The sequence below is a fragment of the Lapillicoccus sp. genome (genome assembly GCF_039935575.1).
GTDB lineage: Bacteria > Actinomycetota > Actinomycetes > Actinomycetales > Dermatophilaceae > Lapillicoccus.
Genome location: NZ_JBDTKA010000132.1, coordinates 47062 through 60967 on the forward strand (window position 1 = coordinate 47062; position 13906 = coordinate 60967).

10 protein-coding genes and 1 riboswitch are annotated in these 13906 nt (G+C 70.6%); of the genes, 3 read left to right on the forward strand and 7 right to left on the reverse strand.

The annotated features are described in order from the left end of the window. Positions 1–27: 27 nt before the first annotated feature. Entirely contained in the window at positions 28–1299 is a 1272-nt protein-coding gene (locus tag ABI385_RS15965) for a DUF58 domain-containing protein (RefSeq protein WP_348104750.1), read from the forward strand. After that, a complete protein-coding gene (locus ABI385_RS15970) occupies positions 1296–3680 on the forward strand; it encodes a DUF3488 and transglutaminase-like domain-containing protein (RefSeq protein ID WP_348104751.1) in 2385 nt (794 codons plus the stop codon). Before ABI385_RS15965 ends, ABI385_RS15970 begins: the two co-directional genes overlap by 4 nt. A 57-nt stretch (positions 3681–3737) precedes the next feature. Here ABI385_RS15970 and ABI385_RS15975 read toward each other — a convergent pair whose 3' ends face one another. The 6 genes from ABI385_RS15975 to ABI385_RS16000 form a co-directional block, all read right to left on the reverse strand. Further along, a complete protein-coding gene (locus tag ABI385_RS15975) occupies positions 3738–5255 on the reverse strand; it encodes an RNA polymerase sigma factor (RefSeq protein WP_348104752.1) in 1518 nt (505 codons plus the stop codon). Positions 5256–5508: 253 nt separating this feature from the next. After that, positions 5509–5919 carry a universal stress protein gene (locus tag ABI385_RS15980; RefSeq protein ID WP_348104753.1) on the reverse strand — a complete coding sequence of 137 codons (411 nt, stop codon included), beginning with the start codon at positions 5917–5919 and terminating at the stop codon, positions 5509–5511. Positions 5920–6048: 129 nt separating this feature from the next. Then, positions 6049–7203 carry a homoserine O-acetyltransferase gene (locus tag ABI385_RS15985; protein ID WP_348104754.1) on the reverse strand — a complete coding sequence of 385 codons (1155 nt, stop codon included), beginning with the start codon at positions 7201–7203 and terminating at the stop codon, positions 6049–6051. Between the two features lie 13 nt (positions 7204–7216). Continuing rightward, a riboswitch (SAM riboswitch) is annotated at positions 7217–7331 on the reverse strand. 74 nt (positions 7332–7405) lie between these two features. Continuing rightward, positions 7406–8476, reverse strand: coding sequence for a DUF4192 domain-containing protein (locus ABI385_RS15990; RefSeq protein WP_348104755.1), 1071 nt, complete (start codon positions 8474–8476; stop codon positions 7406–7408). 126 nt (positions 8477–8602) lie between these two features. Next, entirely contained in the window at positions 8603–9055 is a 453-nt protein-coding gene (locus ABI385_RS15995) for a YkvA family protein (protein ID WP_348104756.1), read from the reverse strand. A 109-nt stretch (positions 9056–9164) separates the two neighbouring features. Next, positions 9165–9899, reverse strand: coding sequence for an EcsC family protein (locus ABI385_RS16000; protein ID WP_348104757.1), 735 nt, complete (start codon positions 9897–9899; stop codon positions 9165–9167). Positions 9900–10062: 163 nt separating this feature from the next. On the opposite strand from ABI385_RS16000, the gene ABI385_RS16005 reads away from it, so the two are divergent. Further along, the gene (locus ABI385_RS16005) at positions 10063–11742 is read left to right on the forward strand and encodes a DNA polymerase (protein ID WP_348104758.1); all 1680 of its coding nucleotides are present in this window, start codon (positions 10063–10065) and stop codon (positions 11740–11742) included. A 1142-nt stretch (positions 11743–12884) separates the two neighbouring features. Here the strand turns inward: ABI385_RS16005 and ABI385_RS16010 are convergent. Next, positions 12885–13814 carry a PAC2 family protein gene (locus ABI385_RS16010; RefSeq protein ID WP_348104759.1) on the reverse strand — a complete coding sequence of 310 codons (930 nt, stop codon included), beginning with the start codon at positions 13812–13814 and terminating at the stop codon, positions 12885–12887. Positions 13815–13906 lie beyond the last annotated feature (92 nt).

Genomic DNA, 13906 nt, shown 5'->3' on the forward strand with positions numbered 1-13906 from the left:
GACGCCGCTGACAGGAACGACATCCACATGGCTCGACTACGTGACGTCCTGACCGGGCGGGGCCGGGCCTTTGTCGCGTCCGGCGCCACCTTGACGGCCGCGGGCTGGGGGCTGGGGTTCCCCGACATCAGCCGCGTCGGCATCCTGCTGCTCGCCCTCCCGCTCGTCACGGGGCTGGTCTCGCGTCGTCAGCGGGCCTCGATCCGGGTCGACCGGACGACGAACCCGCCCCGGGTCAGCGTCGACGAAACCGCGACCGTGACTGTGCTGATGACGAATACCGGCACGCGGCGTACCCCGTTGATGCTCGCCGAGGAACGGCTCAACCTCTCGCTCGGCGACCGCCCCCGGTTCCTGCTCGGCCGGATGGCTCCTGCCGAACTACGTCAGATCCAGTATGCCGTCCGCTCCCACCTGCGGGGACGGATGCCACTGGGACCGCTCAGCGTGCTGCTGCGAGACCCGTTCGGCCTGACCAACCGGCTCGCGGAGATCGGTACAACCGGCAGTGTCGTCGTGCTCCCCCGGACCGAGCCGCTGTCCGGAGGGCGGCCTCCAGGCAACGGCGTCGGTTCCGAGGGCGAGATCCCGCACATGGTGGCGCTGCACGGCGAGGACGACCAGTCGATCCGTGAGTACCGCGACGGGGACGACCTGCGGCGGATCCACTGGCCGGCCACCGCCCGGACCGGCGACCTCATGGTCCGCCAGGAGGACCGGCCAGCACGACGACGGGCAATCGTCCTGCTCGACCCGCGGTCCGACGCGCACCGCGGCCAGGGCGTGTCGAGCTCGTTCGAGTGGGCCGTCTCGGCCACCGCGTCACTCGTCGCGCACCTGTCCGGCCTGGGCTACGCCGTGCACCTCGTGTGCTCTGAGACCGTGCACGACGGGCAGGCCGCGCTGACCACCGAACCCGACCAGGCGCTGGACGTCCTGGCGGAGGTGGACACCGGCCCCCCGCACGAGCTCGCCGAGCTCGTGCATGCCGCGCACCCCGTCACCGCCTCGGGGGGCCTGGTGATTGCCCTCGTCGCGGACCGCGACGAGGAGGTCCTGCGCCAGGTGGCCTCGCTGCGCCAGCCGGGGGGCAGCGGGATGGCGTTGGTCCTCGACACTGCGACCTTCGGTAGCAGCGGCCGGGGTCGTGGTCGGCAGGGCGCCCCTCGCGAGTCGGCGACCGACGCCTACGCCGAGGTCCTGCATACTGCCGGCTGGTCCGTGGCGACGGTCCGTGTCGGCGACTCGATCTCAGACGTCTGGGCCGCCCTGACCGCGAAGCGGGTGCTCGTCCGATGACCCGTTATCGGCCCAGCGACGCCTTTGTCGCCGCCCTCGCCACCGTTGCCGCGGTTCTCGGCCTGACGACGCTCACGGAGAACGCGTCGTGGGTAGCCCCGTCCCTGTGGGTCGTCCTGATCATCGTCGTCGTCGGGGTGGTCGGCCGGCGGCTCACCAGCAGCGGACTGCTTGTCCTGGGCGCGCAGCTGGTGTTGGGCACCTGGACTGTCCTGCTGATCTCGACCCCGGACCAACTGTGGTTCGGGCTGCCCGGGCCGCAGGCGTGGGCCCGAATCGGCGAGCTCGGCCGCGATGTCGCCGAGGTGATGCAACGGTATGCCGCCCCGATCCCCCTCACCGAAGGCGTGCAGCTGCTCTTCGTGGCGGTGGTCGGGATCCTGGCGCTGGTCGTCGACTACGTCGCCGTGACGCGCTCGTCACCCGCGGTCGCGGGGCTGCCGCTGCTGGCCACCTTCCTCACCGCTGCCGCGAACAGCGGATCGTCCTTGGCCCCGTGGTACTTCGTCGTCGCGGCGGCCGCGTGGCTGCTGCTGGTCTCGCGGCAGGGCAGCTGGGCCGTCCGCAGGTGGTCCACGACCGTCGCGGCGCCCCGCACACCCAGCTCGGAACAGGACGTCGAGTCCGAGGCGTTGGGCGGCTACGGGTCGGTCGCCCGTCAGCTGGCCTTCGCCGCCCTGGTCCTGGCGGTCGTGCTACCGGCCGTCGTCCCGCACCTGCCGACCCGCTACGTCCTCGACGGGCTCGGTCGGGCGGACAACAGCGTGGGCCGCGGCGGGCGGGTCGGGTTCAACTCCACTCTGGACCTGACGCGGAGCCTGGAGAGCGGGTCCGAGAACGTCGTGATGACCTACCGCACCTCGGCGACGTCTCCACCGCCGCTGCGGGTCGCCGTCGCCCCGTCCTACAGCGGCGGGGAGTGGCGCAGTCGCCCTCGCGACGTGGCCCAGCCGTCCCAGGCCTTCCAGGAGGCCAGCCAGATCGCGCCCTCGGTGCGGGTGAGCGACAAGCAGGTCGCAGTCGAGTCCAACGGCCTCGCCGCGCCCAACGTCGCCGCTCCCCAGCCCGTGGTCTCGGCGGATCTCGGCGACACCGTCTGGGGCTCCGATCCCCTCACGGACGACATCTTCGCGGCCGCCCGACCCGACTCGTACTCCCTCGTCTACCGCGAGGTCGACGTCACCGGGCTCCAGCTGCAGACGGGAGTCACCGGAGGCGCCTCGGGACGAGGCGATCCGGAGATCGCATCGTCTCTGGTCGTGGACCCCGAGTCGGCGGGCGTCATCCAGCAGCTCCTCCCGAATGTCACCGCCGGGAAGTCGACGACCTACGACAAAGCCGTCGCGATCCAGGACTGGCTGCGGACCGGCGGCGGGTTCACCTACTCGCTGCAGCTGGCGGACATTTCGACGAACCCTGCCCTGTCGAGAGCCGACCCGATCACGGCGTTCCTGCTGACCAAGCAGGGGTACTGCGTCCAGTTCGCCTCGACGATGATCATGATGGCGCGCGCGGAGGGGATTCCCGCACGGATGTCGATCGGCTTCCTCCCGGGGCAGCTCCAGAACGGTCTCTACACGGTCCGGTCCGCGGACGCGCACGCGTGGCCGGAGCTGTACTTCCCCGGCGCCGGCTGGTTGCGGTTCGAGCCGACCCCCGCCTCCCGGACGGGGGCCGCTCCGAGCTACACCAGCCTGCCCAGCAACGCCGCCACGGGCAATGGCGCGGGGAGCGCGCTCGACCCCGCGGCAGGGACCGCCGCGGCCACGTCCGCGCCGCGTGAGGTCGGCGCACCGGAGAGCAACGACGTCGCGGCCGGAACGTCGATCTCGTGGACCCAGCGGGTCCAGACCTGGTTGGCCGACCCCCGCAACCTCGTCCTGCTGGCCGTGCTGCTCGGGCTGCTGGGCACCCTCGTCCTGCCCGTCACGGCCCGGATCGTGGCCCGGCGACGCCGGTCCCGAGCGGCCAACCAGGCCGAGCTGGCCGAGGCGCAGTGGGACGAGCTGGTGTCGCGGCTCGGCGACCTCGGGGTGCCACCGCCTCTCGACGGGGGGACGTTGCGCCAGTGGCGCCACCACTATGTGCGCGAGGCTTACCTGGACGAGCCCGCCGACGCGGCGATGGGTCACGTGGTGGCGACGCTCGAACGCTCGCGTTACGCGCGACCGAACGCGGCCCAGGTCGAGCTGGGCGACGACATCAAGGTGGTCACGAAGTCGGCGGCCGCCAGTCGACCGCCGCTCGAGCGGGTACGCGCGTTCTTCCTCCCCGCGCAAGGCGTGCGGTGGTGGACGCGGGGACTCGCCAAGGTCACCGACGCACCCGGTCGGTGGATCGACGCCCTCGCGGACCGGCTACCACGCCGCCGGCCACGCTGACCCCCCGGCCAGCACCCAGCAAGGCCCACCTGGGCTACCCCCCAGTTGGGCTACCCCTCAGTCGAGGTAGTCGCGCAGAACCTGTGACCGCGACGGGTGGCGCAGCTTGCTCATCGTCTTGGACTCGATCTGGCGGATCCGCTCGCGCGTGACGCCGTAGACCTTGCCGATCTCGTCCAGCGTCTTGGGCTGGCCGTCGGTGAGGCCGAACCGCATCGAGACGACACCGGCCTCTCGCTCGGAAAGCGTGTCGAGCACCGAGTGCAGCTGCTCCTGGAGCAGGGTGAAGCTGACCGCGTCGGCCGGGACAACCGCCTCGGAGTCCTCGATCAGGTCGCCGAACTCGCTGTCGCCGTCCTCACCGAGCGGGGTGTGCAGGGAGATCGGCTCGCGTCCGTACTTCTGGACCTCGACGACCTTCTCGGGCGTCATGTCGAGCTCCTTGGCGAGCTCCTCCGGAGTGGGCTCACGTCCGAGGTCCTGCAGCATCTGCCGCTGGACGCGGGCCAGCTTGTTGATGACCTCGACCATGTGGACCGGGATGCGGATGGTACGCGCCTGGTCGGCCATGGCCCGGGTGATCGCCTGGCGGATCCACCAGGTGGCGTACGTCGAGAACTTGTAGCCCTTGGTGTAGTCGAACTTCTCGACCGCACGGATCAGACCGAGGTTGCCTTCCTGGATCAGGTCGAGGAACAGCATTCCGCGACCTGTGTAGCGCTTGGCGAGCGAGACGACGAGGCGCAGGTTCGCCTCCAGAAGGTGGTTCTTGGCCTTCTTACCGTCCTGGGCGATCCACCACAGCTCACGCTTGAGCTTCATCTCGATCTTGTCGCCCGAGTTGATCCGCTCCTCCGCGAACAGGCCGGCCTCGATCCGCTTGGCGAGCTCGACCTCCTGCTCTGCGTTGAGGAGGGCGACCTTCCCGATCTGCTTGAGGTAGTCCTTGACGGGGTCTGCAGTCGCGCCGGCCGTCACGACCTGCTGCGCGGGAGCGTCCTCCTCGTCGTCGTCGCGGATGACGAAGCCCGCGTCCTCTGACTCCTCCTCCTTGGCCACCGGGCGGCGGACCTTGGGGTTGCCGTCCTCGTCTTCCTCGTCGCCGTCGTCGGAGTCGTCCACGTCCTCGGCAGCGTCAGCAGTATTGCTGACGGGCGCCACGGCCGCGGCCGTCTCCGACTTGACCTCGACGACGTCCTTGGTCTCCTCCGGCACCTCGTCTGGCTCTCCGGAACCTCCGGCAGCCTTGGCGGCCGCGCTCTTGGCGGCACCCTTCTTGGCGGCACCCTTCTTGGCGGGAGCCGTGCTGGCAGGAGCCTTGCTGGCGGGAGCCGCCTTCTTCGCCGGGGCGGCGGCGGCAGCGGCCTTCCTTGCCGGTGCGGCCTTGACGGCGCTGCCGTTCGCTGCAGGGGCTGCCTTGGTGGTCGGCGCCGCCTTCTTCGCCGTCGCGCTGACCGTGGTGGTCCGGGCTGCGACCGCCGCGAGGGACTGGCGGCGGACCGGGGCGACCGTCCCGGTGTCGACGGTGCGGACCTCCTCGGGCGACTGCCCTGGGGCTGGGGCGAGATTCCCCACGACCGAACGGGAGACCTGTGAGACAGACTTCGACAAGAGACCGACTACCTTTCACCAGACATGCGAGATCGACGCCCATCGAGCTCGCGATGGGGTCAATGCAAAGAGCTCGGAAAACATTCCAGGACGACATCAGACCAACAGGTGCAGAGCTGCTGTGAAGGGTGCGAACAGGTCATGCCCGCCTGCGCTCGTCCGTGCTGATCACCATTATAAAACGTTCTGGACGTGCCACGCGCCACGCATGGCGGAGTCACTCCTCGTCGGCCCCGGCCTTCACCGCCAGCACCGGGCACGACGCGTCGAGAAGGATGCGCTGCGAGCTCGACCCGAGGATGAGCTTGCCGACCGGTGTCCGACGGCGCAGGCCGATGACGATCATCTCTGCCTCGCGCTCCTCGGCGACCGCGATGAGCTCCTCCGCGGCGTCCGCACCACCGTCGCGCCGACGCACCTCGATCCCCAGGCCGGCCGCCTCCAGCCGAACCCGGGTGCGGTCGAGCTCGCCCTCGAAGCTACGCATCGTGTCTGCGTCGAAGGTGCGGCCCGCTGCCTGGGTGTGCACGACGACGAGGGTGCTGCGTCGGGTCTCGCACTCGGTGGTCGCCCGGCGCAGCGCTGCCCGACCCTCGCGCGTCGGGATGTAGCCCACCACGATCGACACCGGTTCCGAACCTCCTAGCGGCGATGCAACAAGGTCCCCGTGCCGCGACCGTACCGGATCGTGACACTCCGCAGACCCATGAGCCGCAGACCGAGCCGCTGGTTCACAAGGCTGGCACACACGAATGGTTCAACCGAGGGCGTCGCGGACGATAACCCCGACCTGGTCGACCTCGATGAGGAAGCCGTCGTGTCCGTTGCGCGAGGCGATCGTGTGCAGCGTGGCCCTGGGAGCTGCGTCGGCGATCTCTCGGCTGAGCCGGATGGGATAGAGCCGGTCCGAGTCCACGGCGACAACCGAGGTCTGCGCACTGACCGTCGCGAGCGCCGCGGCGACCCCGCCCCGACCACGGCCGACGTCATGGGAACTCATCGCCTCGGTGAGCACCAGGTAGGAGTTGGCGTCGAAGCGTCGCGAGAGCTTGGCGGCATGGTGGTCGAGATAGCTCTCGACGGCATACCGACCCCCCGAGCCCAGCGGCTGCTCGTGCTCCTGGGCGTCCCGTCCGAAGCGCTGGTCGAGATCACTGCCGCTGCGGTAGGTGACATGGGCGATCCGGCGCGCGATGCCCATCCCCTGCTCCGGGCCCGCGCCGCGCCCGTAGTAGTCACCCGCGTGGAACTGCGCGTCGGAACGGATGGCGAGCAGCTGAGGCTGAGCCCAGGCGATCTGGTCGGCCGTAGCGGCAGCGGTACTGGCGAGGACGACGGCCCGGCGGACCCGGTCCGGATGGCTGACCGCCCACTCCAGCACGCGCATGCCGCCCATCGACCCGCCGATCGCGGCCGCCCAGGTGTCGATACCGAGGTGGTCACCGAGGCAAGCCTCGACCTCGACCTGGTCGCGGACCGTCACGAATGGGAAGCGGCTCCCCCAGGGGCGGCCGTCTCGCGCTCTCGACGACGGTCCGGTGGTCCCCTGACACCCGCCGAGGACGTTGCCGGCGACGACGAACCAGCGGTTGGTGTCCAGCGGCTTGCCGGGTCCGACCATGCCGTCCCACCAGCCGGGAGAGGCGTGCCCGGGCCCGACCGGACCGACCACGTGGCTGTCCCCGGTGAGGGCGTGCTCGACCAGGACGGCGTTGTCGCGGGCGTCGTTGAGGCGACCCCACGTCTCGTAGGCAACGCGGACGTCGGGCAGCCGACCACCGCGTTCGAGCCGCACCTCGCCGACGTCGACGAACAGCCGCCGGCCGACGGGGTCGCCCTCGGACCAGGCGCTGGTCTGCAGCGCGGGTCGTGACATGACGGTCACGTCCTGCGACTCGTCGGTGATGGTCATCGGGTGCTCCTGGTCCTCGCGCTTGCCCGGACCAGATGGCCGAGCCGTGTCATCACCCGGGGCACCCCGCCGCAGGGAAGGAGGGTTGCCGCCCAGCAAGCCGGGGCTGTGCGCTGGAACTCATGACCTGGCTCGACTATACGGCGACCCACCCATCTCCTCGAAGCCTCGCGTCCACGGGTTGGACCGTTCTTGTCGGTGCTCAGGCGGTGCGTTCGGGACGCATCGCGAAGTCGATCATCGGCTCCACGAGCAGGGCGAGCCGGTAGGCGGGGTCGACCGCCAGCGCCTCCTCCACCGCGATCCGGGCCAGCGCCCCGTCTCCGTGCCACCACGCCGCCTGGGCCAGCAGTGTCAGGGGCCCCGCTGCGAGCTCGCGCGGTGCCCGTCGGCACAGCTGCTCGAGGCGGGCGAGCACGCCGTCGTGCACGATGGTCTCCTCGTCGCGAGCGCCGCGGGTGTCCGGCCCTGCGGGGAGGCACTCTCCCGCCTGCCGGAGCAAAGCCGGTGAGAACACCTCCAGATCGAGAGTGCCGGGGCAGAGCCAGGCGACGAGGAGGTCTCGGACCGGGATGTCCAGCATCGACACGCACGCCCAGGACCAGGACTCGGCCGGGACCTGGGTGGTCGGCGGCTCGCTCAGCACCCGACCCCAGTGCCGTAGCGCGTCGCGGCGGAACCGGCTCAGCGTCCGTTTGCTACGGCCCGACTCGTCGAGGTGGCGGATCAACGCGGCGCACCGGGTGTCGTCGAGCGGGTCGCGCGCTGAGACCCGGCCGGACACTCTCTCGACCAGGCCCTCCCGGTCTCGCGCCGGGTCCCGGCCCATCACGATGTACTGCGCGATCGCCGGCACCTCCTCGGGGGCCGGCAGCGGCAGGCCGTCGGGAGGGCAGCACAACCCGTCGCGTTCGAGGCTCCACCAGCGTCCGGCCCGGACCAGCAGTCGGTTCGCCACAGTCACGCCGGACCGGGCGAGCTCGTCCCGAACGACGCTGCTGACGACCTCGGACGTGCCGGCCGTCATCGCGTCGTCCTCGAAGCACACGATGGAGACGAGGTCGGGATGCTCGCGCAGGACCGGTGGCAGCAGCTCGTCGACGAGCGCACCGGGGTCGAGGTCGGGTGGTGGCAGGTCCATCCGCGCGACCATGACCAGACGAGAGCCCCGCAGACAGACGAGCAGGATCGAGTCGGTCGGCTGGTAGCCGAGGTGGTAGGGCAGCACGCTGATGATGTCCGCTGGTCCGCGGAGCCGGATGGTCGTCGTCATGACGAGCATGGTCGAGCGGGCGAACGCTACGGCGTCAGGGGCAACCGCCAGCCTGTGGACGGTGGGACGGGGCAGTCAGGGGGTGTGGACGAGTCAGAAAACCCGTGTGCAACCTGACAGCAGAGGTCAGCTCACGACCTGGGAGGTGACCGTCTCCCGGCGGTACTCGTGCGGGGGGGCGTCCTGAGGTCCACCACTTCCTGGGGCCGCGCGACCGGCGTCGCCCTCCGCGGGGGCCCCGCGAGACATGGTGCGCTCCCAGTCCAGGAACGCCTCCGTGTCGTTGATCAGGGCGGCGGCCAGCAGCCCGGCGACGACCGCGTCGTCGCCCAGCCCGAACACGGTGAACACACCCTCGGGAACCAGGTCCAAGGGCGAGACAATGTAGGCGACCGCCGCTGCGAGCAGGCCGAGGTGGCCCCAGCTGACACCGCAGTAGTCCCCAGTCAACCGTGCGGACATCATCCGGGGAATGGCCGAAGCGCGCTCACCGATCCCAGGGGAACCGGGACGCACAGCCGACCGGACGGAGGACGCGACCATGGCGACCAGTCCGAGGCGTGACTTCTGACGTGACATGACGTGTCCTTCCCTGTGGACCAGCGGGGGTCCCCGCGGTTCCTGGCGCTAGTAGAACGAGCAGCCGGTCCCGGGGATTCCGAGACGGGCACGTGGACACCCCCTGCTGCTACGAGGACGTGATCTCCCCCGCCGCCCGCTGCGGGAACTCCGCACGCGTGTGGTGGGCGATCCGTTTGAGCATGTAAGTGTCCAGACCGGCGCTGACCGCACCGCCGGCGAACGGGAGCGCTCGTCCGAGCCTGGTGAACGTCTGCCGACCGACCGTGGAGACCAGCTTGAACGCGACGGCCTTGTTCACAACCATCAACGCCGGACCGGGGAGGCGCTGGGCGGCCAGGTCCGTCAGCTTGCCGGTGGGCGTCACCACCCCTGCCTTGCGCAGCAGGTCGTCGGCGTCAGCGCCGACCAGGGCGAGCAGTACCGCGGTGCGGATCTGCGGCTGTGTGAGGTCATAACCCCGCAGCGCTGCGATCGCAGCCGTCATCCTCGTCGCCACCAGGTAGAACTCGACGACGTTGACCGGCAGTGCCAGCGGGAGCGTGACGAACCCGCCGAGCCCCGTGAGGAAACCCCCCGACCCGGCGAGGGCGAGGTGCGTACGCACCACCCGGTCGACGGCCTCCTCGAGGGTTCCACTCTTGAGCCGGGCGGCATCGGCGACCTTCTGCGCCGACGGCAGCGGGCCCTTGCCGTCGATGCCCACGTCCAGCAACGGCTGGATGAGGTTGACCACGAGCCCGGAGACACCGGTCTGCTTCTGCTCGGCACGCTCGAGAGCCTTGCCGGGGGCGGTCTTGTCGTCCTTCTGGTCGTCCCCGTCGCCAAACCCGAAGATCCCCACGTCGTCACCTCTCGTCGCAGCCCCGCGGCTCCCTCCGGAGCTCCGTCGGGTCGCACTCGGCGCCCGGCCATCCTCGCGGTCGGCCTGAGCGGCCGCAACCGAGCAACGTCAGGTCCGCCGCCCGCGTTCCTCGGTTGTCTCACCCACGGGGTTGGATGGCGCTGTGATCCCGATCGTCATCGTCGGCAACCGCGCCGCCGTCGGCGACCCGGAGGCGCCCGGCGATACCTGGGTGGGCGACCTCGAAGGGCTGGTACGCGTCGTCGCCCGGCTCGAGGCGGCCACCCACCCCCGGTGGCTCGTCTCTTCGTCCCGCGAGGCGTTGGAGCCACTGGTCGACGTGGGGGTCCGAGTGCAGCGGTGCTGGGACATCACCGAGGTCCATCGGATCCTGCACGGAGGGTGGGCGGCTGACCTCGGTCGGGCGTGGGCCGGTGCGCACGGACTCGACCTGGCGACGCTGCCGACGCCGAGGCGCGACGACCTGTTTGACCACGGTGCCGCCGATCTGCCCACGGCCGGGCTGACGCAGCCGGACGGGCACCTGAGACCGGACCTGTTCGACGGCTCGGCGACCGATGATCAGCTGCGCGCCCTGACCACGGTGCTGAGCCGGACCGCTGCGCTCCAGGAACAACAGGCTGGTCGGCTCGGTCCTCGGACGGTCGCCGCAGCGCACTCCGAGTCAGCCGCCGCCATGCTGTGCGTCGAGCTGGCACACGACGGTCTGCCGATCGACCGCCCGACCGCCGAGGACCTGGTCTCCCGGGCCGTCGGACCACGTCCCCGCGACGAGATGGAAGCCGCCAGGGTCCGCGCTGCCCGCGACGATCAGGTGCTTCGGCTCGCACCTGGCCGCGGGCATACCGATCTGCGCAACCCGGTGCAGGTCCGCGAGCTGTTGGCCACGGTCGGAGTCACGGTACCCAACACCCGCGCTCACGTCCTCGAGCCCTTCCGCACCACCCACCCGCTGGTGGAGGCCCTGCTCCAGTGGCGCAAGGACGAGCGGATTGCGACAACCTACGGCTACCGCTGGCTCGACGACCACGTCCACCACGACGGTCGGCTGCGCGGAGGGTGGACCGCCTGCGACGGCGCCGCCGGGCGGATGACCGCTCAGAACGGCCTGCACAACCTGCCCGCCCAGCTACGCCCGGCGGTGGCCGCCGAGCCCGGGCACGTCCTCGTGCGGGCGGACCTCGGACAGATCGAGCCGCGGGTGCTGGCCGTAGTCTCGGGAGACCGAGCGTTCGCCGAGGCGACCCGGGCCGACGACCTCTACGCCCCGGTCGCCGCCAAGCTCGGGGTCGAGCGCCCGGTCGCCAAGGTGGCCGTGCTGGCCGCCATGTACGGGCAGCGCTCCGGCGCCGCGGGCCGGGCGCTCGGTGACCTCGAACGCGCCTACCCCGTCGCGATGCGGCTGCTCGACGACGCGTATGAGTCGGGTGTCGCCCGCCGGCCGCTGCGGACCTGGGGAGGGCGCCGGATCAACCTCGACACGATGATGGTCGACGCCGACGACGGGTCGCGCGGCCGGTTCGCGCGCAACGCGGTCATCCAGGGGTCGGCGGCCGAGCTGTTCAAGGCGTGGGCGGCTACCGTCCGACACGCCACCGCTCCTCTGGGGGCCCAGATCGTCCTGTGTCTGCACGACGAGCTGCTCGTGCAGGCGCCCGAGGACCGCGCCGGGGAGGTCGTCGACGCCGTCGGTCAGTGCCTGACGGACAGTGCGAGACGGTGGTCAGGACGCTCGGGCGCTCCCCAGCCGTCCGATCCCGACGCGGTCCGCTTCGTCGCCGACACCTCCGTGCTGCACCGGTGGTCGGAGGCCAAGGGCTAAGCGTGGGACCTGACTCGGCCGACAGTCCTGGTGCGGGTACGCAGACCGGCGCCCGCCCGCGACGCAACACCAGACGCCGTGGTCGAGTGTTGCGGAAGAACCAGCCTCAGCGCCCCCATCCGCGACACCGTGGTCGAGTGTTGCGGTGTGGCCATCGGTAGCAGGCAACCTCTCGATGAGATGCGCGTCCATTACCGTGACGCCAGCAGAGGGGTGGGAAGTGGTCACGAGGACGCGTAGACCGGCTCCGTGGCTGATCGACGTTGCGGCCACCGCCGTCACGGCAACGACCGGTGGCTGCTCAAGCGGCACGTCGGCGAACCGGCGCGCCCAGCCCTCAGCCGAAACCCTCACATCCACCGCCACCGCTACCTCCGCTACCTCTGACGTCTCGGGGCAGGACGCGGAGTTCCTCAGCCCGTCGGGAGACGTTACCTGCGCCATGGTCGACGAAGCGCCCCAGCAGGAGACGGTGCGGTGTGAGATCTCACAGCACACCTGGAAGGCGCCGCCACCACCGGTCAGCTGTCATCTCGACACCTTCTTCCTCGTTGACACGGCGCGCGTTTCGCCTGCGCCGGCGACACGATCCGGGGAGCCCGACCGTTCGACCCGGCAGCCCCGCCGGAGTGGTACCAACCGGGCGTCGACACCCTGGTCGCCGTTGACGGCGTCCAAGGCATCGGGCTGGGCTACGGCCGAACCTTGGTCTCGGGCTCACTTCGATGCTCTAGTGCAGCGCAACGGGTCACCTGCTCGAACTCGCGCACCGGAGCGTCTCTGTTCCTCTCCCGCGACAGCTACTCCCTGCACTGACGCGCACGGACACGCCGGGAGGTCGTTGACGCCGTATGTCGGTGCCTCACGGACAGTGCGAGACGGTGGTCAGGACGCTCGGGCGCCCCGCACCCGTCCGGTCCCGACGCGGTCCGCTTCGTCGCCGACACCTGCGTGGTCCACCGGTGCTCAGATGCCAACGGATGAGGGTCTCAGGGCTCATCGAGCGCAGATTGATGTCGATGGGCGCAGGTTATTGGCTGCGCTCGACTTATTGGCTGCGCTCGACGTCGCCGGCCTCTGCCCAGTCCCCCAGTCCCCCGGTGCGCAGGTGTGCAGGTGTGCAGGTGCCCAGCCTCGCAGACTCAGCCCTGGTCGCTGCTGCTGTCGTCCTCGGCCACGTCCTTGAGGAACGCCTCGAACTCGGCGCCGATCTCGTCGGCGGACGGTAGCTCCGAGATGCTCGTAGCGAGCAGCGACGGCCGCTCTCGGCCCTCCATGAACGTGTCGTACTGCCGTTCCAGAGCCTCCACGACGGCGGCCACCTCGTCGGAACCGGCCACCTCCTTGGCGATCTCGGCGCGGTTCAGGCCGGCTGCCGCAGCGAGGTCGGTGGTGGCCAGGCGCAGCCCCGTCACGCCCGCGACGGCGCCGAGACCGGCGAGGGCCGCATCGGCGAACTCCGCCTGAGCGAGGTAGTGCGGGACGTGAACGGCGAAGCCGAGCGCGTCGCGGCCGGCCTCGCCGAGCCGCAGCTCGAGCAGCGCAGACCAGTTGGCCGGCACCTGGACCGCACCGAACACCGGCGCGTGCTGGGCGATCAGGCGCGGGTCGGTCGCGTGCGCGGTGACACCGATCGGCCGCGTGTGGGGCACGGCCATGGGGATGCCGTGCACGCTGATCGTCAAGTCGACGTGCATCGTCTTGACCAGCCCGGTAACGGCCTCGACCATCCGCTCCCACTGGTAGTCCGGCTCGGAACCAGCGAGCAGGAGGAAGGGCTGACCCTCGTCGTCGACGAGTCGGTAGAGCAGCAGCGACGGGTCCTCGTACGAGGTGAACCGGTCGCGGTCGAAGGTCATCATCGGCCGGCGGCCGCGGTAGTCCAGAAGCTGGTCGAGGTCGAAGGACGCGACGACGGTGTGCTCGTGCGACGACAGCAGGTGCTCGGTGAGCAGTCGCTGGGTGCGGCCCGCGTCGATGAAACCGCCCATCGACACCAGCATCACCGAAGCCCGCGCGGCGGCGGGGTCGGTGTCGGTCTCGTAGCGGTAGAGCTGCGTGGGGTCCTGCACGGTGGCCTTCCTGAGGTTCGATCGGGTCGAGCTCGCGGCCAGTCTGACAGCGCGCGGTCGTTGAGGGGTGAACGTCCGGGCCTGCCCGGATG

Coding starts and splice junctions, on each gene's coding strand:
- ABI385_RS15990 (WP_348104755.1), bottom strand. CDS start 8,476: ATGACGACGACCATCCGGCTCCGCGGACCAGCGGACATCATCAGCGTG.
- ABI385_RS15970 (WP_348104751.1), top strand. CDS start 1,296: ATGACCCGTTATCGGCCCAGCGACGCCTTTGTCGCCGCCCTCGCCACC.
- ABI385_RS15965 (WP_348104750.1), top strand. CDS start 28: ATGGCTCGACTACGTGACGTCCTGACCGGGCGGGGCCGGGCCTTTGTC.
- ABI385_RS15985 (WP_348104754.1), bottom strand. CDS start 7,203: ATGACCATCACCGACGAGTCGCAGGACGTGACCGTCATGTCACGACCC.
- ABI385_RS15995 (WP_348104756.1), bottom strand. CDS start 9,055: ATGTCACGTCAGAAGTCACGCCTCGGACTGGTCGCCATGGTCGCGTCC.